General features: G+C 60.5%; 19 protein-coding genes. 13 read left to right on the forward strand and 6 right to left on the reverse strand.

Translation table 11 applies throughout. From position 1 onward, the window contains the following. Positions 1-10: 10 nt before the first annotated feature. A complete protein-coding gene (locus tag J4D52_RS04100; protein ID WP_063432676.1) occupies positions 11-943 on the reverse strand; it encodes a phytanoyl-CoA dioxygenase family protein in 933 nt (310 codons plus the stop codon). 389 nt (positions 944-1,332) lie between these two features. Here J4D52_RS04100 and J4D52_RS04105 point away from each other — a divergent pair, with 389 nt between their 5' ends. The 4 genes from J4D52_RS04105 (at position 1,333) to J4D52_RS04120 (ending at position 6,585) form a co-directional block, all read left to right on the forward strand. Then, positions 1,333-2,937, forward strand: a complete 1,605-nt coding sequence (locus J4D52_RS04105) for a tetratricopeptide repeat-containing response regulator (protein ID WP_102676787.1) — start codon at positions 1,333-1,335, stop codon at positions 2,935-2,937. Continuing rightward, positions 2,934-3,626: a sensor histidine kinase KdpD gene (locus J4D52_RS04110; protein ID WP_063432674.1), complete on the forward strand. Its 693-nt coding sequence runs from the start codon at positions 2,934-2,936 to the stop codon at positions 3,624-3,626. Before J4D52_RS04105 ends, J4D52_RS04110 begins: the two co-directional genes overlap by 4 nt. Positions 3,627-3,893: 267 nt before the next feature. After that, complete coding sequence (locus tag J4D52_RS04115; protein WP_173678539.1) at positions 3,894-5,135, forward strand: glutamine synthetase family protein; 1,242 nt, start codon at positions 3,894-3,896, stop codon at positions 5,133-5,135. A gap of 70 nt (positions 5,136-5,205) precedes the next feature. Then, positions 5,206-6,585: an MFS transporter gene (locus J4D52_RS04120; RefSeq protein ID WP_063432672.1), complete on the forward strand. Its 1,380-nt coding sequence runs from the start codon at positions 5,206-5,208 to the stop codon at positions 6,583-6,585. Between the two features lie 58 nt (positions 6,586-6,643). Here the strand turns inward: J4D52_RS04120 and J4D52_RS04125 are convergent, their stop codons facing one another. From J4D52_RS04125 to flgA, 4 genes are all read right to left on the reverse strand, one after another. After that, a complete protein-coding gene (locus J4D52_RS04125) occupies positions 6,644-7,390 on the reverse strand; it encodes a flagellar brake protein (protein ID WP_025805701.1) in 747 nt (248 codons plus the stop codon). Between the two features lie 95 nt (positions 7,391-7,485). Further along, positions 7,486-7,953: a flagella synthesis protein FlgN gene (locus J4D52_RS04130; RefSeq protein WP_063432671.1), complete on the reverse strand. Its 468-nt coding sequence runs from the start codon at positions 7,951-7,953 to the stop codon at positions 7,486-7,488. 50 nt (positions 7,954-8,003) lie between these two features. Next, complete coding sequence (flgM, locus tag J4D52_RS04135; RefSeq protein ID WP_009045139.1) at positions 8,004-8,324, reverse strand: flagellar biosynthesis anti-sigma factor FlgM; 321 nt, start codon at positions 8,322-8,324, stop codon at positions 8,004-8,006. A 150-nt stretch (positions 8,325-8,474) separates the two neighbouring features. Continuing rightward, a complete protein-coding gene (flgA, locus tag J4D52_RS04140; protein WP_009050304.1) occupies positions 8,475-9,236 on the reverse strand; it encodes a flagellar basal body P-ring formation chaperone FlgA in 762 nt (253 codons plus the stop codon). Positions 9,237-9,310: 74 nt separating this feature from the next. On the opposite strand from flgA, the gene J4D52_RS04145 reads away from it, so the two are divergent. The 6 genes from J4D52_RS04145 to flgE all read left to right on the forward strand — a co-directional run bounded on the left by J4D52_RS04145 (position 9,311) and on the right by flgE (position 14,312). Continuing rightward, complete coding sequence (locus tag J4D52_RS04145; RefSeq protein ID WP_007921626.1) at positions 9,311-10,243, forward strand: chemotaxis protein CheV; 933 nt, start codon at positions 9,311-9,313, stop codon at positions 10,241-10,243. A 44-nt stretch (positions 10,244-10,287) separates the two neighbouring features. Then, positions 10,288-11,115: a protein-glutamate O-methyltransferase CheR gene (gene cheR, locus J4D52_RS04150; RefSeq protein WP_025805695.1), complete on the forward strand. Its 828-nt coding sequence runs from the start codon at positions 10,288-10,290 to the stop codon at positions 11,113-11,115. Between the two features lie 242 nt (positions 11,116-11,357). Beyond that, positions 11,358-11,765: a flagellar basal body rod protein FlgB gene (gene flgB, locus J4D52_RS04155; RefSeq protein WP_025805694.1), complete on the forward strand. Its 408-nt coding sequence runs from the start codon at positions 11,358-11,360 to the stop codon at positions 11,763-11,765. Positions 11,766-11,768: 3 nt separating this feature from the next. Next, positions 11,769-12,212, forward strand: coding sequence for a flagellar basal body rod protein FlgC (gene flgC / locus J4D52_RS04160; RefSeq protein WP_007921629.1), 444 nt, complete (start codon positions 11,769-11,771; stop codon positions 12,210-12,212). A 15-nt stretch (positions 12,213-12,227) separates the two neighbouring features. Next, a complete protein-coding gene (flgD, locus tag J4D52_RS04165; protein WP_053280463.1) occupies positions 12,228-12,956 on the forward strand; it encodes a flagellar hook assembly protein FlgD in 729 nt (242 codons plus the stop codon). Between the two features lie 30 nt (positions 12,957-12,986). Then, positions 12,987-14,312: a flagellar hook protein FlgE gene (flgE, locus tag J4D52_RS04170; RefSeq protein ID WP_025805692.1), complete on the forward strand. Its 1,326-nt coding sequence runs from the start codon at positions 12,987-12,989 to the stop codon at positions 14,310-14,312. A gap of 378 nt (positions 14,313-14,690) precedes the next feature. Here flgE and J4D52_RS04175 read toward each other — a convergent pair whose 3' ends face one another. Next, complete coding sequence (locus J4D52_RS04175) at positions 14,691-17,582, reverse strand: ribonucleoside-diphosphate reductase subunit alpha (RefSeq protein ID WP_025805691.1); 2,892 nt, start codon at positions 17,580-17,582, stop codon at positions 14,691-14,693. A gap of 198 nt (positions 17,583-17,780) precedes the next feature. Here J4D52_RS04175 and J4D52_RS04180 point away from each other — a divergent pair, with 198 nt between their 5' ends. The 3 genes from J4D52_RS04180 to J4D52_RS04190 all read left to right on the forward strand — a co-directional run bounded on the left by J4D52_RS04180 (position 17,781) and on the right by J4D52_RS04190 (position 20,645). Then, positions 17,781-17,948 (forward strand): hypothetical protein, encoded by a 168-nt coding sequence (locus J4D52_RS04180; protein WP_155738300.1) that lies wholly within the window; start codon positions 17,781-17,783, stop codon positions 17,946-17,948. A 364-nt stretch (positions 17,949-18,312) separates the two neighbouring features. Next, the gene (locus J4D52_RS04185) at positions 18,313-19,038 is read left to right on the forward strand and encodes a winged helix-turn-helix domain-containing protein (RefSeq protein ID WP_063432670.1); all 726 of its coding nucleotides are present in this window, start codon (positions 18,313-18,315) and stop codon (positions 19,036-19,038) included. Then, complete coding sequence (locus J4D52_RS04190; RefSeq protein ID WP_025805689.1) at positions 19,035-20,645, forward strand: ATP-binding protein; 1,611 nt, start codon at positions 19,035-19,037, stop codon at positions 20,643-20,645. The genes J4D52_RS04185 and J4D52_RS04190 overlap by 4 nt, the downstream gene beginning before the upstream one ends. Positions 20,646-20,653 lie beyond the last annotated feature (8 nt).

The following is a 20,653-nucleotide window of genomic DNA, read 5'->3' on the forward strand; positions in this document are numbered from 1 at the left end:
GTCGGTGACGCTAGCCATTGTTATTGATGATGTTGCCCTTGATCTGGGCGATACCCTTGGCGTTCAGGTCGCGTCGGGTCCTTATCGGTTGCAGCTCGCCCTGGATTGCGGCGTTGATGGTATCAATGGCGGTCTTGCCGGTGTTGCTCCGGGACTTGCCCAGCAGGTAGCGAAGCGACAGGCGGAACTGTTCCGACTCGTTGGCCACCGGCCGCGTACCGTGCAAGGTGCAGTTATGCCAGAGCCCGACGTAACCCGGCCCGCCCGTCAGCCGGTAATCCTGGCAGGCCATCTGCTGCCCCTGATCGTCGGCGTAGGTCCATCGATCGTGTTCCTGATGTTCCAACTGATGAGGGAACAACGTGGCGCCAAAACGGTGAGTGCCGGGCATCAGGTGCAGCGGTGAGTCGTGTTCGGTGACCTCATGCAGGTACACATAGAGGGTCAGAAAGGTCGAAGGGTCGAGTTCCACCCGGCCTTGGGGCCAGTCGATGATGTCCTGGTGAAAGTCGATCCCGCGGAAGTAGGTGATGTCGCGAAAGGGCTTTTTGATGTAGGGCCCCAGATTCGCCACATTCACATCGCGGATCTTTTCCCGCACCCAGTCCGGCAGCCACGAATCCGGTACCCCGCACACCGCTTTCTTGATCACCACCTCATAGTCGGCGCCGAGCACTTCATCGAGGACCGCGGTGAGGCGCGGGTCCTGTTCGATGAACTGCAACTGCGGCTCGAAAGCATTGAGAAAGTTGAAGGTCTTGTTCGGGTTGGCGTTGAGGTGGTTTTCCTGGGCCAGGTACTCAGCCTCGTCCATGAACAGCCCGGCCCCGAAGGCCCGTGCGGCGATCATTTCGCGGTACAGCGCCTGCGTGCGGTCAGCGTCCAGGATCTCGCCAAAAATGTGGGCGCCCTGGTCGATGAGGTTTTGGATACAGGTTTGCATGTTGCGCTCGTTTTTGACTGTTGCTGTCTGTCTGCAAGGTATCGGCGTGGCTGGCCTAAAGTTGATGCCGCCCGGCTGATATTCCCGATGGAGTTTGCCGCAACCGGGGCTGGTGGGCGGCGCGAGCAAGGATATCGAAGGCTTTTGGCAACTATCTATAAGGGAACGCCAGAATCGGCCGATAACATCCATGGATGTTGTTGCAGGTCAAATGGCTGGGCCATGGACCGGGTGCCCGGCGAGAGCAGGCGGGCGCCATTGCGGGTTGATGTAGAATGCATTGATGGCCTGTGGCCATTATCGTTGTCCGGGTGCAGCAAGGCTGACGACCTTGAGCCTGTCTTGCTGTTGCCGCGGGCTTCATCTTTTTTACGGGTCTGGAATCTTCGATGCTGGCGTACCACCAAAAAAGCTTTTTGATCGTCGATGATTTCTCGGATTTCCGCAGTTCTGTCCGGTCCATGCTGCGTGAGTTGGGCGTCAAGGACGTAGACACTGCCGATACAGGCGAGCAGGCGCTGCGCATGTGCGCGCAAAAGCGCTATGACTTCATCCTGCAGGATTACCACCTGGGCGACGGCAAGAAGAACGGGCAGCAGGTGCTCGAAGACCTGATGACCGACAAGCTGATCAGCCATGAAAGCGTATTCCTGATGGTCACTGCCGAGACCAGCCAGTCGATGGTGCTCAGCGCCCTCGAGCATGAGCCGGACGCCTATCTGACCAAGCCTTTCAACCGCTCCAGCCTGGCTCAGCGGCTGGAGCGGTTACAGCAGCGCAAGTCGCTGCTCAAGCCGATTCTGCAGGCGCTCGATCGCGGCAAGCCGCTTGAGGTGCTCAATGCCTGCATCGCCCTGTGCAAACAGGATCCTCGCTATTCGCCGTTGTGCCTGCGCTACCGGGCCGATGCCCTGCGTGACATGAACCAGAACGAAGCGCTGGAGCGGTTGTACGAGAGCATTCTGGCGGATCGCCCGTTACCGTGGGCCTATGTCGGCCTGGGGCGCCTGCTGTTCAAGCGTGGCCAGGTGACCCAGGCCAAGGCCATCTACGAAAAGGCCTTGAAGGCTTTTCCGATGATGCCGGCGCTCTACGATGGCATGGCCGAGGTGCTGCTCGCCGAGGGCGACTCCAAGCGCGCCCAGAGTGTGCTGGAGGAGGCGGTGCGCCTGTCGCCGCTGGCCGTGCGCCGGCAAGCGCTGCTGGGCAAGCTGGCGATGACCAACGAAGACTTCGAGACCGCCTCCAGGGCCTATCGCCAGGCGGTATCCCAAGGTGCGCAATCGCGTTTCAAGGACCCGGAAAGCAACCTTGGCCTGGCGCATGCGTTGATCAGCAAGGGCAGCGAGAGGGGGCTGGATACCCGCACGCGCCTGGAAATCAACAGCACCCTGAGTGCGGTGGCCAAGGAAAACCCCAGCGATCCGGGGTTGCAGATTCGCGCGCGCCTGATGAAGGCCACCAGCCTGTTGCTCAACGATGCTGAAACGGCGGAAAAGCTCACCGAGCAGGCGATGTTGCGCCTGGACGGGATGGAGCAGTTCATGAGCCCGGAAGCGGCGCTGCTGGTGGCCAAGCAACTGCAGATGCTGGGGCAGGCCGATGCCGGCGCATCGATGCTGAAAAACTGCGCGGAAATCTACGGCGACGACCCGAAGGTGATGGAGGGTATCTCCAAGCTCACCGATGACCCGGCGATCCTCAACTCCGCCAACGCCGCGGCGGACATGAACCGTCAGGGCGTGCGCAGTTACAAGGCTGGCGCGCTGGGCGAGGCCCGGGATCTGTTCCGTCGAGCCCTGGCGATGCAACCGAAGAACATCAGTATTGCCCTGAACATGGCGCAGTCGTTATTGCACGGCACCGACATCACCCAGGACACGGCGCTGCTGGAAGAGTGCCGAACCTGCCTGAAAATGGTCGGCCTGATGCCCGATACCGACGCGCGTTATCCGCGTTATCAGAAACTGCGAAGCAAGGCGTTTGGCGAATGAATACCCACGAACAGGCTCTCGACTTTTCCACGGTGATCGCCTCTACCGTGCACGACATGAAGAACTCCCTGACCCTGCTCATGCAGGCCCATGCCCAGTGGCTGGCAAGACTGCCACAGGCACAGCAGGGCACGCCGGAGCAGGGCGTGATGGAGTTCGAGTTCGCTCATCTCAATGGCATGCTGGTGCAACTGCTGGGGCTCTACAAGCTGGGGGTCAACCAGTTGCCGGTGCAGCCGGGTTACCACGAACTGGATGACTTCATCGAGGCGCAACTGGTCAGCCATCAGGACGTGTTCGTCAGTCGTGGCATTGCCGCGACCTATGAAGTCGACCCTTTGACCCCCCTGGGTTTTTTCGACCGGGAACTGATCGCCTCGGTGCTGGCCAACTGCATCAACAACGCCATTCGTTATGCGCGCCATGCGTTGCTGGTCAGCGTGCATGATGAGGGTGGGCAGACTGTGCTGACCATCAACGACGATGGCGAGGGGTATCCGCAGCAGATGATCGATAACCAGGCCGACTACGTGCAAGGCATCAATCACAGCAGCGGCAGCACCGGCCTGGGGCTGTACTTCGCCGAGCGCATTGCCGCGCTGCATCAGCGCAACGGTGTCTGTGGGCGCACCGAGATCCGTAATGGCGGACCTCTGGGTGGTGGTGTGTTCAGTATCTATCTGCCTTGAAATCTGCCTTGAAGCGGTTGTCGAGCTTGTAGGGGCTTCGCCGTATTTCGGCTGTGTGTTCGATCCCTAGGGCTTTTTGTTCGAGGCTGCTTGATATTCCGAACAGCCGGAGCCTATTTTGTACGGGTCGCCGTTCTCGGCTCGTACAACAACAAGGATTGAGTCATGACAACCGATGGCCGCAGTTCACTCGCACAGCGATTGACGGGCATTGACGAGATTGAATGTGTCACTCCGGATCTGAACGGCGTGCCACGGGGCAAGGTGATGACCGCCGAGGGTTTCCTCGAAGGGCGACGCCTGCAGATGGCCCGCGGGGTGCTGCTGCAATGCATCATGGGCGGTTATCCCCCCGCGCGATTCTATGGCAGTGACGACGGCGACCTGGCGCTCAATGCCGACCCGCAACAGATTCATCGCCTGCCCTGGAGCTCGCAGCCTCGTGCGCTGGCGATTTGCGACGCGGACGAGCTGAGCGGCGAAAGCTCGCGCCTTTCCACCCGCGGCCAGCTCAAAGAGGTCATCGCGCGGTACGCCGCCCGCGGCCTGGCGCCGGTGGTGGCGACCGAGCTGGAATTCTTCATATTTGCTCCCAATACCGATCCGACCCAGCCTTTCCAGCCACCTATTGGCCTGGACGGTCGTCGCGAAGACGGGCATTCGGCGTTCAGTGTCAGCTCCAACAACGGTTTGCGGCCGTTCTTCAGTGAGGTCTACGCCTGCATGGCGGCACTGGGCCTGCCGCGCGATACCTTCATGCATGAAATGGGCGTCAGCCAGTTCGAGATCAATCTGCTGCACGGCGATCCGTTGTTGCTGGCCGACCAGACCTTCCTGTTCAAGCACCTGCTCAAGGAAGTGGCGCTCAAGCATGGCCTGACCGTGGTGTGCATGGCCAAGCCGCTGGCGCACACGCCGGGCAGTTCGATGCATATTCACCAGAGCCTGGTCGAGTCGGCCAGCGGGCGTAATGTGTTCAGCGACGAGGCTGGAGAACCGACCGCGATGTTCCGCCACTTCATCGGCGGGCTGCAGGCGGGCCTGGCGGATTTCACTGCGTTGTTCGCGCCGAACGTCAACTCCTACCAGCGCCTGTGCCATCCTTACGCCTCGCCGAACAATGCCTGCTGGTCCCATGACAATCGGGCGGCGGGTCTGCGCATTCCGGCCAGCTCGCCGGTGGCGCGGCGGGTCGAGAACCGCTTGCCGGGCGCCGATGCCAACCCGTATCTGGCGATCGCCGCGAGCCTGGCGGCCGGTTTGCACGGCATCGAAAACGAGTTGGAACCGACGCCGGCAATTCAGGGTGAATTTGCCGTGCCGGACAGTTTATCTTTGCCTTGTACCTTGCATGCCGCTCTCGAGCGTCTGAAACGTAGCCAGTTGGCCAAGGAATTGTTCGGCAATGAGTTCGTCGAAGGTTACCTCGCTTCGAAGACCATGGAGTTGACCAGTTTCTTTGATGAAATAACTCCCTGGGAGCGGCGTGTTTTAGCGGCCCAGGCTTAACCGAACCGTCGCAGTCGGGCTATCGTCCAGATGGCTCGACGCTCAATTCAAGGAGCCGCTCGGAACGCCGATGCGCCAAATCTGGAAATCCTTTCGAGCGCTTTATTTCGCCTCGCTGATGATGTTGATCGGCTCGGGCTTACTCAGTACCTACCTGGCGCTGCGCCTGGCCGCCGATCATGTCGACGGGTTATGGGTGGGTGCCTTGATGGCGGCCAACTATTTCGGCCTGGTGCTGGGCGGGAAAATCGGCCACCGCCTGATTGCCAGGGTCGGCCATATCCGTGCCTACGCCACCTGTGCCGGGATCGTCGGCGCGGCGGTACTGGGGCACGGCCTGGTGGACTGGTTGCCGGCCTGGCTGGTGCTGCGGATGATCGTCGGCCTGGGCATGATGTGTCAGTACATGGTCATCGAAAGCTGGCTCAACGAGCAGGCCGACGTCAAGCAGCGCGGGCTGGTGTTCAGCGGCTACATGATTGCCTCGTATCTGGGACTGGTCCTGGGGCAGTTGATTCTGGTCATGCACCCGGCCCTCGGGCCTGAATTGCTGATGCTGGTGGCCCTGTGTTTTGCCCTGTGCCTGGTGCCGGTGGCCATGACCCGGCGCATTCACCCGGCGCCTTTGCATCCGGCGCCCATGGAGCCGCGCTTCTTTATCAAGCGCGTTCCGCAGTCACTGAGCACTGTGCTCGGGTCGGGGCTGATTGTCGGCTCGTTCTATGGTCTGGCGCCGCTGTATGCATCCCAGCAGGGCTTGAGTACCGAGCAGGTCGGCCTGTTCATGGGTAGCTGCATTTTTGCCGGGCTGGTGGTGCAGTGGCCGCTGGGGTGGCTGTCTGACCGTTACGACCGGGCCCTGCTGATTCGCTGCTTTGCCTGCTTCCTGGCGGTGGCGGCCTTGCCGTTGGCGATTCTGCCCCAGGTGCCGCTGGAGGTGCTGTTCGCCCTGGGGTTCCTGTGTTCGCTGGTGCAGTTCTGCCTGTACCCGTTGGCGGTGGCGTTTTCCAACGACCATGTCGAAGGCGATCGGCGGGTCTCGTTGACCGCGATGCTGCTGGTGACCTATGGCGTCGGGGCCAGTGTCGGGCCGTTGGTGGCGGGGGTGCTGATGAAGCTATTCGGCAGCCAGATGCTCTATGCGTTCTTCAGTTTTTTTGCCCTGGTACTGGTCTGGCGCATCCGGCCGAAAGCCGTGACCAACCTGCATCAGGTCGATGATGCGCCGCTGCATCACGTGGCGATGCCGGACAGCATGTCCAGTTCGCCATTGGTGGCTGCGCTCGATCCTCGGGTCGACGAGCAGGTAGTGCAGGATCAGATGCAGCAGACCAGCGCGCCGGAAGCCGAGGCCCCGGTCGCGACCGAAGATGCTGCGGATGAAGTTGAGGAGTCGGTAGGGAAACCGGATGATTCCGGGGCGGATCAGTTCAGTGGGGCCAGGCCCTAGAAACGAAAAACGGGCAGTCGCCGCAAGGGACTGCCCGTTTTTTATCGACCCGCGAATCTCAGAGGTCGTCTTTGTCGAAGCGCCGGGCTTCGCGTTGCAGCTGGTAGACGAAGCGCTCGACCTGGCGTTGAACCAGACCGCTCATGTTATGGAAGCGCACGCCGGCGAAAGTCGTGTCGATCTTCTCTTCGTGGTGCAGGTAACGCAGCTCCACTGGCGCAGTCATGCTGCCGAAGGGCAGGGCGGCGATAAAACGCTCGTAGACCTGGCCCAGTTGCAGGCGGCTGGAGATGTCGCCATCGAAACGCAGCTTGCAGCCGGTAGCGGAGATATCCAGCAGTTTGCCGGCAATTGGAGCCTTGAGTTTTTCGCCGCCCAGTTCGATGTTGACCAGTTGGGCCAGCTTCAGGGCGGCGCGAAAGGCATTGCGGCGCTGGTGATAGACCACTTCGTCCGGCAGGGTGCCGCGGTAGCAGCGGCCGCCATTGGATTCGTCGATGGTCGGGATGCCGTTGCTTTCCCAGGCGATGCGCACGCCGTCGTGAAAGCCTTCGACGCGAAACGGCTCGCCGGCGAGCATGAAGCGTTCGCCATCGCGGGGGATCATTTCGTCCAGGGCGATCATGTTGCTGTCGCGATCGACCTCGACCAGATAGCTTTGGAAGCGCTGGCTGCGTTCGTGGAAAGTGATGATCAGCGGGTCATGGCTGTCTTGCAGCAAGCGCAGCGTGGAGTTGATTTCCAAGGGGGTGGTGAGCACCTTGGGTGGCTGCGGCGCATCTTCTGCGTTTACGGCATTGAACACGGTTCATCAATCTCCAGACAAAATACGACTACACGCAAGAGCCAGCATTTTGCCAGCATGTTCCGCGACTTGATAGGGCGCGCTCATCTCTGGGGTCAAGCCTGGCTAAGCGGGCGAGGCTTGGCAAGCTTGGCGGTTGAGCCGCGGGCATCATAGAGGGCTGGAGGCTCGCCACCGGTGAGGATTTTCAATTGATTGGCGGTGGTGGCCTGTTGAACCTGGATCGAACGACCGTTGAGTTCGTTCGCCGCCTGGCAATCGGCAAGCATCTGGGTCAGCACATCGCTCTGGGCCAGCAACTGGTCGCCAATCGAGGAATGGCTGGCCAGTTGTTCCAGGCCGGTGCGGCTGACAGGCAGATTCAGGCTGGCGAGGATTTCGCTGCGTTTGCGGCCATGCTGCTCGAGCAAAATGATCAGGGCTTGCTTCTGCGCGAGAATCTCTTCCAGCAGCGGCATGTCGCGACCGTGCAGGGCGAGGGATTCGGTGCGCAGCAATTCCAGCAATTGTTGAGCTGGAGCAAAGTCGTCAGTGATCAGTTGCAGCAAATTAGTGTCGTGCATGTATGGCCTTGGGTTTTAAGCGTCCAAAAAACTGGCGCAGGCCTTATTGGCTAGCGCTGGGCTTCGAAATTGAGCAGTTTGCTGGCTACACGGTTGCTGTCGACTTTATAGCTGCCATCGGCAATCGCTTGCTTCAACTCGGCCACGCGGGCGTTGTCGACGGCAGGCTGGTCGCGCAGCTTGTCAGTGATCTTCTGCAACTGTTGAGCCTCATTGCTGAGGTGTACCGACTCCCCGCTGGTGCTGGCCTGTTCGGCCGGAGCGTTCAGCGGCGCGGACTTGTCGGCGTCGCCGGTTTCCTTGCTGGCGCTGGTGCGCGTGCTGCCGGTGAGTGAGGGAGAGCTGTTTAAACGGCTGAAATCGATGACCATGGTAAAAAAACCTCTGGGTATTTGAACGCTTGACTTGTTTTCGGCAATACCCCGGAAAACTTTAGGCTCAAATATCGATAAGCCCGCACGCGCCGCTGTTGCCCTGCATGGGCCACAGTTTAGGGGGCAACAGTGCACAGCGCCAGTCGTCTACATCGCGACTTCCACCTGTCCCGGCGCGGTGATCCGCGCTTTGATGACCCGTTGTGAATTGAGGTTCTTGACCCGTATCTGCTCGCTCATGCCGCCGTTAGATAGGGCTTCGCCGGGCATTTTCACGTTCAGCGTGCCGCTGCGGGCGGAGATCACCACCTGATCGCCCTTGCGCACCACTTCCGCCTGTTCCAGGTGAACCAGGGTGACGAGTTGGTCGGCGACCATTGGTCGGACAAGCTTCTGCCCGATGGCCTGGTCCACTGAAGTCAGATAGCCCTGGTTGATCTGGCCGATATCGCGCTCGCGCAGCATCACGTCTTCGGGGCTGATGATGCCGGCGCGCTTGAGTGGCCGGGTGGTGGTCACCACTTCGCGGAACAGCTTGACCTGGGCGGGCACGAACACGGTCCAGGGCGAGGCACCGTCGCAGCGGACGCGAACGGTCACGCGTCCCAGCGGTTGCGCCGGGCTTTCCAGGGTCGCTGTCAATTCCTTGTCGCAGTGCGGCATGCGCAGCCGCGGGTCGAGCTGATTGACCTGGATCTCGTAGCGCCCAGGCGTTTGACTGGTTGCCAGATAGTCTTCTACGGTGAATTCAAGAAACCCCTGAGTGACGCCGATAAGTAGATCAGGCAGGGTTACCGAGTCAGCAACGGCAGGATGGCCAGGGTTTAAAAAAAACAAAGCCGACAGCCCGTACAGCAATCTGCGGTAGTTTGATGTCAGGCGTCGGGAAAATGTCGTTTTGGCGTTCATAACAGTTAAAAAGCAAGCGCCGTGCCGTTTAGCGATGAGCGCGCGTCGGATCTTAAGCTTTGGGGAGTCTGGGCATGGCTGGTGTAATGGATTCGGTGAACCAGCGCACGCAACTGGTAGGGCAGAATCGCCTTGAGCTGCTGTTGTTCCGTCTTGACGGGCAGCAGCTCTATGGGATCAACGTGTTCAAGGTTCGGGAGGTGTTGCAATGCCCCAAACTGACGTTGATGCCCAAATCCAGTCCTGTGGTGTGCGGTGTCGCGAATATTCGAGGGGCGACCATTCCGATCCTGGACCTGGCGATGGCCACCGGTTCGGGCGGGTTGCAGGATCTGAGCAACCCCTTTGTCATCATCACTGAGTACAACACCAAGACCCAGGGGTTTCTGGTGCGCTCGGTCGAGCGCATCGTCAACATGAACTGGGAGGAGATCCATCCGCCACCCAAGGGAACGGGGCGCGATCACTACCTGACGGCGGTGACGCGGGTCGACAATCAGTTGGTGGAAATCATCGACGTCGAGAAGGTGCTGGCCGAGGTCGCGCCGACGCCCGAGACCATTTCGGTGGGCGTGGTGGATGTCGAGACTCAGCACAAGGCTGTTTCACTGCGGGTGCTGACGGTCGATGACTCGTCGGTGGCGCGCAAGCAGGTCACGCGTTGCCTGCAGACTGTGGGGGTCGAAGTGGTGGCCCTGAACGACGGCCGACAGGCGCTGGACTACCTGCGCAAGCTGGTCGACGAGGGCAAGAAACCTGAAGAAGAGTTTCTGATGATGATCTCCGACATCGAGATGCCGGAGATGGATGGCTACACCCTCACGGCCGAAATACGCAACGATCCACGCATGCAAAAGCTGCATATCATCCTGCATACTTCGTTGTCAGGTGTATTCAATCAGGCGATGGTGAAGAAGGTCGGTGCCGATGACTTCCTTGCCAAGTTTCGTCCTGATGACCTGGCATCCCGGGTTGTCGACCGGATCAAAGCAGCAGATAACAGCTAGGGATATCCATCCCTGGCGGTCACACGATTTAAGAGGCGGCATCATTGTCTACGGGTAATTTGGATTTCGAACAGTTCCGGGTGTTCCTGGAAAAAGCCTGTGGGATCTTGCTGGGTGAGAACAAGCAATATCTGGTGTCGAGCCGTCTCAACAAACTGATGGAACAGCAAGGCATCAAGTCCCTCGGGGAGCTGGTTCAGCGCATTCAGACCCAGCCACGCAGCGGTTTGCGGGAGATGGTGGTCGATGCCATGACCACCAACGAAACCCTGTGGTTTCGCGATACCTATCCATTCGAGGTGTTGAAGAACAAGGTCTTGCCGGAAGCGATCAAGGCCAGTCCCAACCAGCGCTTGCGCATCTGGTCGGCGGCCTGTTCCTCGGGGCAGGAACCCTATTCGTTGTCCATGTCGATCGACGAGTTCGAGAAGGCCAACATGGGGCAACTGAAGATGGGGGTGCAGATCGTTGCCACTGACCTGTCCGGGACCATGCTGAACAACTGCAAGACCGGCGAGTACGACAGCCTGGCAATCGGTCGCGGTTTGTCGGCCGACCGCCTGCAACGCTATTTCGACCCCAAGGGGCCGGGACGCTGGGTGGTCAAGGCGCCGATCAAGAGCCGGGTCGAGTTCCGCTCGTTCAACCTGCTGGACAGCTATGCCAGCCTGGGCAAATTCGACATCGTGTTCTGCCGCAATGTGCTGATCTACTTCTCCGCCGAGGTGAAGAAGGACATCCTGATGCGCATTCACAGCACGCTGAAGCCGGGTGGTTACCTGTTTCTTGGGGCTTCCGAAGCGCTCAATGGATTGCCCGACCACTACCAGATGGTCCAGTGCAGCCCTGGGATCATTTACCAGGCGAAGTAAGGTTGTCGCTGTTGAAAAGAGAGGCCTTCGGGCCTCTTTTTTTGTGCCCGCGATTCCGCCGGCGGCGCAAAGCGGCAATGACGACATTGCCGCTTTGCTGACGTTTCGCGGAAATGCCTTGCCGCTTTTCTGGCATTGCCGCTTTGCCGCTGCCGGCAAAGCCTTGATTTACGGGGTTCGAGCACTTGGCACGCAGCTTGCTATGTCCAGCTTACGAAAAATCTGGTCGAAGGTTTCCCGACATGAGCATCAGCTTCGATAAAGCGCTCGGCATTCATGAGCAGGCCCTTGGCTTTCGCGCCAAGCGTGCCGAGGTGCTGGCCAACAACATCTCCAACGCCGACACCCCGAACTACAAGGCTCGGGATCTGGACTTCTCCGCCGTGCTGGCCGAGCAGAACGAGAAAGCCAAGAACGGCACCTTTGCCCTGAACATGACCAACAGCCGGCACATCGAAGCCGAAGGCCTGAGCAGCGGCAACGAGTCGTTGCTGTATCGCACGCCGATGCAGCCGTCGATCGACCAGAACACCGTGGATGCCCAACTGGAACAGTCGAACTACGCCGAGAACTCGGTGAACTTCCAGGCCAGCTTCACGTTGCTCAACAGCAAATTCAAAGGGCTGGTGTCAGCCCTGCGCGGAGAGTAATCCATGTCCCTCGCCAGTGTTTTCAATATTGCCGGTAGCGGCATGAGTGCCCAGACCACTCGCTTGAACACCGTCGCCAGTAACATCGCCAACGCCGAGACGGTCTCTTCGAGCATCGATCAGACCTACCGTGCGCGCCACCCGGTGTTCGCCACCATGTTCCAGGGTGCGCAAAGCGGTGGCAGCGAGTCGCTGTTCCAGAACCAGGACGCGGCCGGTCAGGGCGTTCAGGTGCTGGGTGTGGTCGAGGACCAGAGCAACCTCGAGGCGCGTTACGAGCCTAACCATCCGGCCGCCGACGCCAAGGGGTATGTCTACTACCCCAACGTCAACGTGGTGGAAGAAATGGCCGACATGATTTCCGCCAGCCGCTCGTTCCAGACCAACGCAGAAATGATGAACACCGCCAAAACCATGATGCAGAAGGTCCTGACCCTCGGTCAGTGATAAGGGGCGACTCAGATGAGTGTTACCGATACCACCAGTGGCCTGACGCTCAAGGAGATCCTTGCGAACTCCGCGAAGAAGACCCCGACCACCAGCAATGATGGCCTGGCGGCGGCCACCAATAGCGTCAAGGGCAAAAATGAGCTGGGCAAGGACGCGTTCCTGAAGCTGCTGGTGACCCAGCTGAAAAACCAGAACCCGCTGGACCCTCAGGACAACAGTGCGTTCGTTGCCCAGTTGGCGCAGTTCTCCACCCTGGAAGGGATCACCACCCTCAATACCTCGGTGAACTCCATCACTGGCAACTACAAGTCGTCCCAGGCCCTGCAGGCTTCGTCCCTGGTGGGGCGTTCGGTGATCGTCCAGACCGGTACCACCCAGGTCGACACCACCAAGAGCATGACCGGTTCGGTGACTGTGCCTACCGGCGTCAGCGGTGTCACCGTGACCATCACCGACAAGGATGGCAAGGCGGTCAAGACCATCGACCTGGGGAGTCAGAAGGCCGGCAGCACCAGCTTCGTCTGGGACGGCACCAAGACCGACGGTACCAAGGCCGATCCGGGCAACTACACCTTCAAGGCCAGCACAAAGATCGATGGCAAGGCGACCGACCTGGTCACTTACCTGCCTGCGACGGTCAACAGCGTCACCATCAGCCAGACCGGCGGTGAGCTGATGTTGAACCTCGCAGGACTGAGCAGCCCCGTGGCGCTCTCCAAAGTTCAAACCATTGGTATCTAGAGCCGACTAACGCGGCACAAGGAGTGGAATATGTCTTTTAATATTGGCCTTAGCGGTCTCTATGCTGCCAACAAGCAACTGGACGTGACTGGCAACAACATCGCCAACGTGGCGACCACCGGCTTCAAATCGTCCCGTGCCGAATTCGCCGACGTCTACTCGGCCACCAAGCTGGGCACCGGCAGCAAGACCATAGGCAATGGCGTGCGCCTGGCCAACGTTTCCCAGCAGTTCGGCCAGGGCGACGTGAACAACACCGGCAACGTACTGGACATGGGTATCCAGGGTTCGGGTTTCTTCGTGCTGAGCGATAACGGCTCGCTGACCTACACCCGCGCCGGTACCTTCAAGACCGACAAGGACGGCTACATCACCAACACCGATGGCACCGCCCGCCTGCAAGGTTACGCGGTCGATGGCAATGGCAAGATCGTCAACGGCGTGCTGACCGACCTGCGTATCGACACCTCGAACCTGTCGCCGAAGTCCACCAGTTCGGTATCCTCGACCATCAACCTGAACTCCACCGAAAAGGTCATTGACCAGAGCGTGACAGGTTTTGCCTTCGATCCGACCAAGGTGGAAACCTACACCAAGCAGTTCAGCACACCGATCTATGACAGCCAGGGCAACGAGCACAAGCTGGACCAGTACATGGTGAAAACCGGTGCCAACACCTGGAAGACCTACACCCTGGTCGATGGTCGTAACCTCGATGGCTCCGCTCCGACCACCACCGGCACTACGGCTCCAGTCGCATCGACCATGAATTTCGACTCCGCCGGCAAACTGGTTTCGGTCATCACTCCGCCTGCCACTACGCCTAATCCGGGCAACAACCTGACCCTGGCGGGCTGGGTGCCTGGCACTGTGACCAACGGTGTGTGGACGGCCAACGGTGCCAGCGCCAATGCCAGCGGCGTGACCATCTCCATGACCAGCACCACGCAGTTCAACGCCGATACCGCGCGTTCGCTGCCGGTGCAGGACGGCTACGCCACTGGCCAGATCACCAACCTGACCATCGACGGCACCGGTACCCTGTTCGCCAACTTCAGCAACAGCCAGAACAAGGCCATCGGCCAGATATCCCTGGCCAGCTTCACCAACGAACAAGGCTTGCAGCCGGTAGGCGGCACCAGTTGGAGAGAAACCTACGCTTCGGGCGTGCCGGGCTACGATGCTCCTGAAACCGGCACCCTGGGTTCGATCGTGTCCAACTCCCTGGAAGAGTCGAACGTCAACCTGACCAACGAGCTGGTGGACCTGATCAAGGCCCAGAGCAACTACCAGGCGAACGCCAAGACCATCTCCACCCAGAGCACCATCATGCAGACCATTATCCAGATGACCTGATAATGGCTGGCTGACAGCGCTAAAAAAAAAGCCCCTCACCGCAGGGGCTTTTTTGTGCCCGCAGGGTCCATCGACCACGGCCCGCTTCTGTAGGAGCGAAGCTTGCTCGCGATGAGGGATGGCATGCGGAGGAGGCGTATCGGTCCTGTCGCGGCTACCTGGCCCGCAGGGCTGTATTCGGCTGGTTCATTCCGGTGAAGCTGGCGATGGGAGCTTCTGGCAAGTCGCCTGCAACAGGTTGTGGGAGGGCTTCGTCCTCGAGTGCGGTCCTTTGGATTCGGTGGTGCTGTGGCTTTTCCCGGGCAAAAGAAAACCCCCGGCAGGCCAGGGGCCTGTCGAGGGTTCGGATAAGCGCCGGAAAGCGCCTATCGGCTCAGCTTATTGGCAAGCTTCGCAATCCGGCTCGTCGATGGCGCAAGCCTTCGGCACTGGAGCAGGACCGGCTGGAGCCGCCAGGACCGAGTCGTCACCGTGGTTGCCGCCGCTGGAAACAGCGTTCAGCTTGCCGGTGTTGATGGTCGACTTCTCGGTGCTGGTCGCGGCCAGGGCACGGAGGTAGTAAGTGGTTTTCAGGCCACGGTACCAAGCCATGCGGTAGGTCACGTCGAGCTTCTTGCCCGAAGCGCCGGCGATGTAGAGGTTCAGCGATTGAGCCTGGTCGATCCACTTCTGGCGACGGCTGGCGGCGTCGACGATCCACTTGGTTTCCACTTCGAAGGCAGTCGCGTAGAGCTCTTTGAGTTCTTGCGGGATGCGCTCGATCTGCTGCACGGAACCGTCGTAGTACTTCAGGTCGTTGATCATGACCGAGTCCCACAGGCCGCGGGCCTTGAGGTCGCGAACCAGGTACGGATTGATCACGGTGAATTCGCCCGACAGGTTCGATTTCACATACAGGTTCTGGTAGGTCGGTTCGATCGACTGCGACACGCCGGTGATGTTGGCGATGGTCGCGGTCGGAGCGATGGCCATGATGTTGGAGTTACGAATACCTTTCTGTACACGGGCGCGCACTGGTGCCCAGTCCAGGGTTTCGTTCAGGTCGACATCGATGTACTTCTGGCCACGGGATTCGATCAGGATCTGTTGCGAATCCAGCGGCAGGATGCCTTTGGACCACAGCGAACCCTGGAACGTCTCGTAGGCGCCACGCTCGTCGGCCAGGTCACAGGAAGCCTGGATCGCGTAGAAGCTCACCGCTTCCATGGACTTGTCGGCGAAGTCGACGGCGGCGTCGGAACCGTAAGGGATGTGCTGCAGGTACAGCGCGTCCTGGAAGCCCATGATGCCCAGGCCGACCGGACGGTGCTTGAAGTTGGAGTTCTTCGCCTGTGGTACCGAGTAGTAGTTGATGTCGATCACGTTATCGAGCATGCGCACGGCGGTGTTCACGGTGCGTTGCAGCTTGGCGGTGTCCAGCTTGCCGTCGACGATGTGGTTCGGCAGGTTGATCGAGCCCAGGTTGCAAACGGCGATCTCGTCCTTGTTGGTGTTCAAGGTGATCTCGGTGCACAGGTTCGAGCTGTGGACCACGCCCACGTGCTGCTGCGGGCTGCGCAGGTTGCACGGGTCCTTGAAGGTCAGCCAAGGGTGGCCGGTTTCGAACAGCATGGACAGCATCTTGCGCCACAGGTCTTTGGCCTGGATGGTCTTGAACAGCTTGATCTTGCCGTATTCGCACAGGGCTTCGTAGTACTCGTAGCGCTCTTCGAAGGCCTTGCCGGTCAGGTCGTGCAGGTCCGGCACTTCCGATGGCGAGAACAGGGTCCACTTGCCGTCGTCGAAGACGCGCTTCATGAACAGGTCAGGGATCCAGTTGGCGGTGTTCATGTCGTGGGTACGACGACGATCGTCACCGGTGTTCTTGCGCAGCTCGATGAACTCTTCGATGTCCATGTGCCAAGTTTCCAGGTAGGCACATACAGCGCCTTTGCGCTTGCCACCCTGGTTCACGGCTACGGCGGTGTCGTTCACCACTTTCAGGAAGGGCACGACGCCCTGGGATTTACCGTTGGTGCCCTTGATGTAGGAACCCAGTGCACGCACTGGAGTCCAGTCGTTGCCCAGGCCGCCGGCGAATTTCGACAGCATGGCGTTGTCGTGGATGGCGCCGTAGATGCCCGACAGGTCGTCCGGCACGGTGGTCAGGTAGCAGCTCGACAGCTGTGGACGCAGGGTGCCGGCGTTGAACAGGGTCGGGGTCGAAGCCATGTAGTCGAAGGACGACAGCAGGTTGTAGAACTCAATGGCACGGTCTTCTTTCTGCTTCTCTTCGATCGCCAGGCCCATGGCCACGCGCATGAAGAAGATCTGCGGCAGTTCGAAGCGCACGCCGTCCTTGTGGATGAAGTAGCGGTCGTACAGGGTCTGCAGGCCCAGGTAGGTGAACTGCTGGTCGCGCTCGTGGTTGATCGCCTTGCCGAGTTTTTCCAGGTCGAAGTCAGCCAGCACAGGGTTCAGCAGTTCGAACTCGATACCTTTGGCAACGTAGGCCGGCAGCGCCTTGGCGTACAGGTCGGCCATCTCGTGGTGAGTGGCGCTCTCGGCCACTTCCAGGAAGCTCAGGCCTTCGGCACGCAGGGTGTCCATCAGCAGGCGGGCGGTCACGAACGAGTAGTTCGGCTCGCGCTCTACCAGGGTGCGCGCGGTCATCACCAGGGCGGTGTTGACGTCCTTGAGCGCTACGCCGTCATAGAGGTTCTTCAGGGTTTCGCGCTGGATCAGGTCGCCGTCGACTTCTTCCAGGCCTTCGCAGGCTTCGGTGACGATGGTGTTCAGGCGGCCCATGTCCAGAGGCGCGAAGCTGCCGTCGGTGCGGGTGATACGGATCGACGGGTGAGCCTGCACCGGCTCTTCGCTTGGCGTGCGGGTGGCGCGCTCCTTGGCGCGCGAGTCACGGTAGATCACGTAGTCGCGGGCAACTTTCTGCTCGCCGGCACGCATCAGGGCCAGTTCGACCTGGTCCTGGATCTCTTCGATGTGGATGGTGCCGCCCGAAGGCATGCGACGCTTGAAGGTGGCGGTGACCTGTTCGGTCAGGCGAGCGACGGTGTCGTGGATTCGCGACGAAGCGGCAGCGGTGCCGCCTTCAACTGCGAGAAACGCTTTGGTGATGGCGACGGTGATTTTGTCATCGGTATAAGGAACGACAGTGCCGTTACGCTTGATCACTCGCAGTTGGCCAGGCGCGGTGGCAGACAGATCCAGGTTGGAATCGGCAGCCTGCGGCGCTTTGGCCTGCGGGTTCTCGCGAGTTGTGTCGGTTTGCATGGGTGTCTCCACGTTCTCTATGTTTGTTTGGGCACTCTTTGGGTGCCCACCGTTCCGTCCTGAAGCACTACAACCGGCGCACGCCGGGCATAACGACTTCGGGACAGTTCAGGAAGGGGGGCTGTTGGCGCCGCTTCCATGCCGAAGTCATAGGTCGCGAGCCAGTGGCTCGTGACCGTATTCCTGTGGGTGACAGTCATGTACTGCAACACCCGTACCGTTTTCCTTGCCGTGGGCTGGAAAACCGCAGCCATCCGCATGCGCGGTTTGGCTTCTGAAAATCCGATTGGTTCCACCAAACGAGTGCAAGAAAAGCGCTTGAGTTTCTTGTCTGATTTGTGTTTGGTTTTTGGCCTGAAACCCTAGATGTAGGGTTTTTTTGCAGCCGAGCTACAAGATAATGCGTTTTCGGGGGTGATTGCAACGTACAGCCTGTGGATAAGGTTGTGCGTAAATTGTGTATGAAGCAGGTAAACCTCACGCAGGCCGCAGCAGGGCTGGATCCTACCGTTTGTCACTGTTTTTTACCCTGCAAAACTGCCTGGGGCGGATTTTTGCGGGCGCGAACCCTATCACAAAAAAACGCCTTTACCGAGCGCATTTAGCGCCTTGTGTTCACGGCCTTTGCCGTTGCTACAATCGGGCCTTCGATACATCGTTTTATCCATTTCACATTACAAAAAGACGGGCGGATTCTTCCCGAGCCCGTATCTGGCAAGCAGAGGTCACTGTGGAGCAAGAAGCGTGGCAGATATTGATCGTCGAGGACGATCAGCGACTGGCCGAGTTGACCTGTGAATATCTGCAGAGCAACGGACTGCGCGTCGCCATCGAGGGCAATGGCGCCCTGGCCGCGGCGCGGATCATTGCCGAACAACCCGATCTGGTGATCCTCGACCTGATGCTGCCCGGTGAGGATGGCCTGAGCATTTGCCGCAAGGTCCGCGATCGTTACGACGGGCCGATCCTGATGCTGACCGCGCGCACCGACGACATGGACCAGGTGCTGGGGCTGGACACCGGTGCCGACGATTACGTGTGCAAGCCGGTCCGCCCACGTCTGTTGCTGGCCAGGATCCAGGCCCTGTTGCGGCGCAGCGAACCCGTAGAAGGTGCCGCGCCGGAGAAATCCCGGCGCCTGCAATTCGGCCCGCTGGTGGTGGACAGCGCCTTGCGCGAAGCCTGGCTGCACGATGCCGGTATCGAGTTGACCAGCGCCGAGTTCGACCTGCTCTGGCTGCTGGTGGCCAACGCCGGGCGCATTCTGTCCCGCGAGGAAATCTTCACCGCCCTGCGCGGCATTGGCTATGACGGCCAGGACCGTTCCATCGATGTGCGCATTTCACGGATCCGTCCGAAAATCGGCGACGACCCGGAACACCCGCGGCTGATCAAGACCATCCGCAGCAAGGGTTATCTGTTCGTTCCCGAAGCCGCTGCCGACCTGTCGCCGTGAATTCCATATTCCTGCGTATTTACGGCGGTATGTGCGCCGCCCTGATTCTGGTGGCGCTGTTGGGTGTGCTGGCGCTGCACCTGCTCAACCAGGTGCGCAGCGAGCAATACCGCGAGCGTCTGGCCCACGGCACGTTCTCGCTGATGGCCGACAACCTGCAACCCATGAGCGAAATCGAGCGCCGCCGTGCCCTGGCGGTGTGGGAGCGCTTGTTGGGCATTCCGCTGACCCTGCAAACCTTCACCCAGACCGGCCTCGACCTTGGGCAGCGCAACCGCGTGCTGCGTGGCCAGGCCCTGGTGGAGCAGACCGGGCCTTACGCGGCGCGGGTCTATCGTCTGGTCAGCGAGTCGGAGCAACTGCTGCTGACCGGCGAGGTGCAGCAGATCAGCGAACAACTGGCGCGGGCGACTATCTATCTGTTGGCCGACGAGTTGGTGCGCTTTCCGGTGGCCGAGCAGCCGGAACGCCTGGCGGCGCTGAAAAAGGACAAGGGCTTCGGTTTCGACATGCACCTGGTCACCCAGGACGACGCGGACATGGACGAGGACCAGCGCCGCCGGGTTTCCGAAGGCGATACGGTGATGGCCCTGGGCAAGGGTGGCGACTCGATTCGTGTGTTCGCGGGCATGGTGGGTACGCCCTGGGTGCTGGAAATCGGCCCGCTGTACCAGATGAATCCCTACCCACCGCAGTGGCTGGTGTTGATCGCGGTGCTGGGCCTGAGCCTGATCGGCCTGATCGTCTATTTATTGGTACGCCAGCTGGAGCGACGCTTGCGTGGTCTGGAGTCGGCGGCCACGCGCATTGCCAAGGGCAGCTTGGAAGCCCGGGTGCCGGCCGGTGGCGCCGACTCCGTGGGGCGGCTGGCGGCGGCCTTCAACGGCATGGCCGAGCACTTGCAGCGCTTGCTGGCGATCCAGCGCGAGCTGGTACGCGCGGTGTCCCACGAGTTGCGCACGCCGGTGGCGCGCCTGCGCTTTGGTCTGGAGATGATCGGCTCGGCGACGACGCCCCAGGCCCGGGACAAGTATATGGAGGGCATGGACAACGATATCCAGGACCTCGATCGGCTGGTGGACGAAATGCTCACCTATGCGCGGTTGGAGCAGGGTTCGCCGGCGCTGAACTTCCAGCGCATCGACCTGGACGCTCTGATCAACCAAGTGATCAGCGAGCTGGCGCCGTTGCGGGCGCAGGTCAAGGTGCAGCGCGGCTCCTGCCTGTCCGCGGCGGATTGCGATGGCGCCTGGGTCGAGGCCGAGCCGCGCTACCTGCATCGGGCGTTGCAGAACCTGGTGAGCAACGCCATGCGCCACGCCGAGTCGCAGGTGCTGGTCAGTTACCAGGTGGGGCAGATGCGTTGCCGGGTCGACGTCGAGGACGATGGCCCGGGAGTTCCGGAAAGCGCCTGGGAACGGATCTTCACCCCGTTCCTGCGCCTGGATGACAGCCGTACCCGCGCTTCGGGCGGTCACGGCCTGGGCTTGTCGATCGTGCGGCGGATCATTCACTGGCACGACGGCCGCGCATTGATCAGCAGGAGCAAGACCCTTGGCGGCGCCTGCTTCAGCCTGAGCTGGCCACGGCACCAGGATAAAGGTTGAGGGCTTGC

Source organism: Pseudomonas sp. GW460-12-10-14-TSB1 (genome assembly GCF_017349775.1).
GTDB lineage: Bacteria > Pseudomonadota > Gammaproteobacteria > Pseudomonadales > Pseudomonadaceae > Aquipseudomonas > Aquipseudomonas piscium.

Excerpts from the sequence above, each read along its gene's own strand:
- J4D52_RS04100 (WP_063432676.1), bottom strand. The coding sequence starts at position 943 with ATGCAAACCTGTATCCAAAACCTCATCGACCAGGGCGCCCACATTTTT.
- J4D52_RS04105 (WP_102676787.1), top strand. The coding sequence starts at position 1,333 with ATGCTGGCGTACCACCAAAAAAGCTTTTTGATCGTCGATGATTTCTCG.
- J4D52_RS04110 (WP_063432674.1), top strand. The coding sequence starts at position 2,934 with ATGAATACCCACGAACAGGCTCTCGACTTTTCCACGGTGATCGCCTCT.
- J4D52_RS04115 (WP_173678539.1), top strand. The coding sequence starts at position 3,894 with ATGACCGCCGAGGGTTTCCTCGAAGGGCGACGCCTGCAGATGGCCCGC.
- J4D52_RS04120 (WP_063432672.1), top strand. The coding sequence starts at position 5,206 with ATGCGCCAAATCTGGAAATCCTTTCGAGCGCTTTATTTCGCCTCGCTG.
- J4D52_RS04130 (WP_063432671.1), bottom strand. The coding sequence starts at position 7,953 with ATGCACGACACTAATTTGCTGCAACTGATCACTGACGACTTTGCTCCA.
- flgM (WP_009045139.1), bottom strand. The coding sequence starts at position 8,324 with ATGGTCATCGATTTCAGCCGTTTAAACAGCTCTCCCTCACTCACCGGC.
- flgA (WP_009050304.1), bottom strand. The coding sequence starts at position 9,236 with ATGAACGCCAAAACGACATTTTCCCGACGCCTGACATCAAACTACCGC.
- J4D52_RS04145 (WP_007921626.1), top strand. The coding sequence starts at position 9,311 with ATGGCTGGTGTAATGGATTCGGTGAACCAGCGCACGCAACTGGTAGGG.
- flgB (WP_025805694.1), top strand. The coding sequence starts at position 11,358 with ATGAGCATCAGCTTCGATAAAGCGCTCGGCATTCATGAGCAGGCCCTT.
- flgC (WP_007921629.1), top strand. The coding sequence starts at position 11,769 with ATGTCCCTCGCCAGTGTTTTCAATATTGCCGGTAGCGGCATGAGTGCC.
- flgD (WP_053280463.1), top strand. The coding sequence starts at position 12,228 with ATGAGTGTTACCGATACCACCAGTGGCCTGACGCTCAAGGAGATCCTT.
- flgE (WP_025805692.1), top strand. The coding sequence starts at position 12,987 with ATGTCTTTTAATATTGGCCTTAGCGGTCTCTATGCTGCCAACAAGCAA.
- J4D52_RS04175 (WP_025805691.1), bottom strand. The coding sequence starts at position 17,582 with ATGCAAACCGACACAACTCGCGAGAACCCGCAGGCCAAAGCGCCGCAG.
- J4D52_RS04180 (WP_155738300.1), top strand. The coding sequence starts at position 17,781 with ATGTACTGCAACACCCGTACCGTTTTCCTTGCCGTGGGCTGGAAAACC.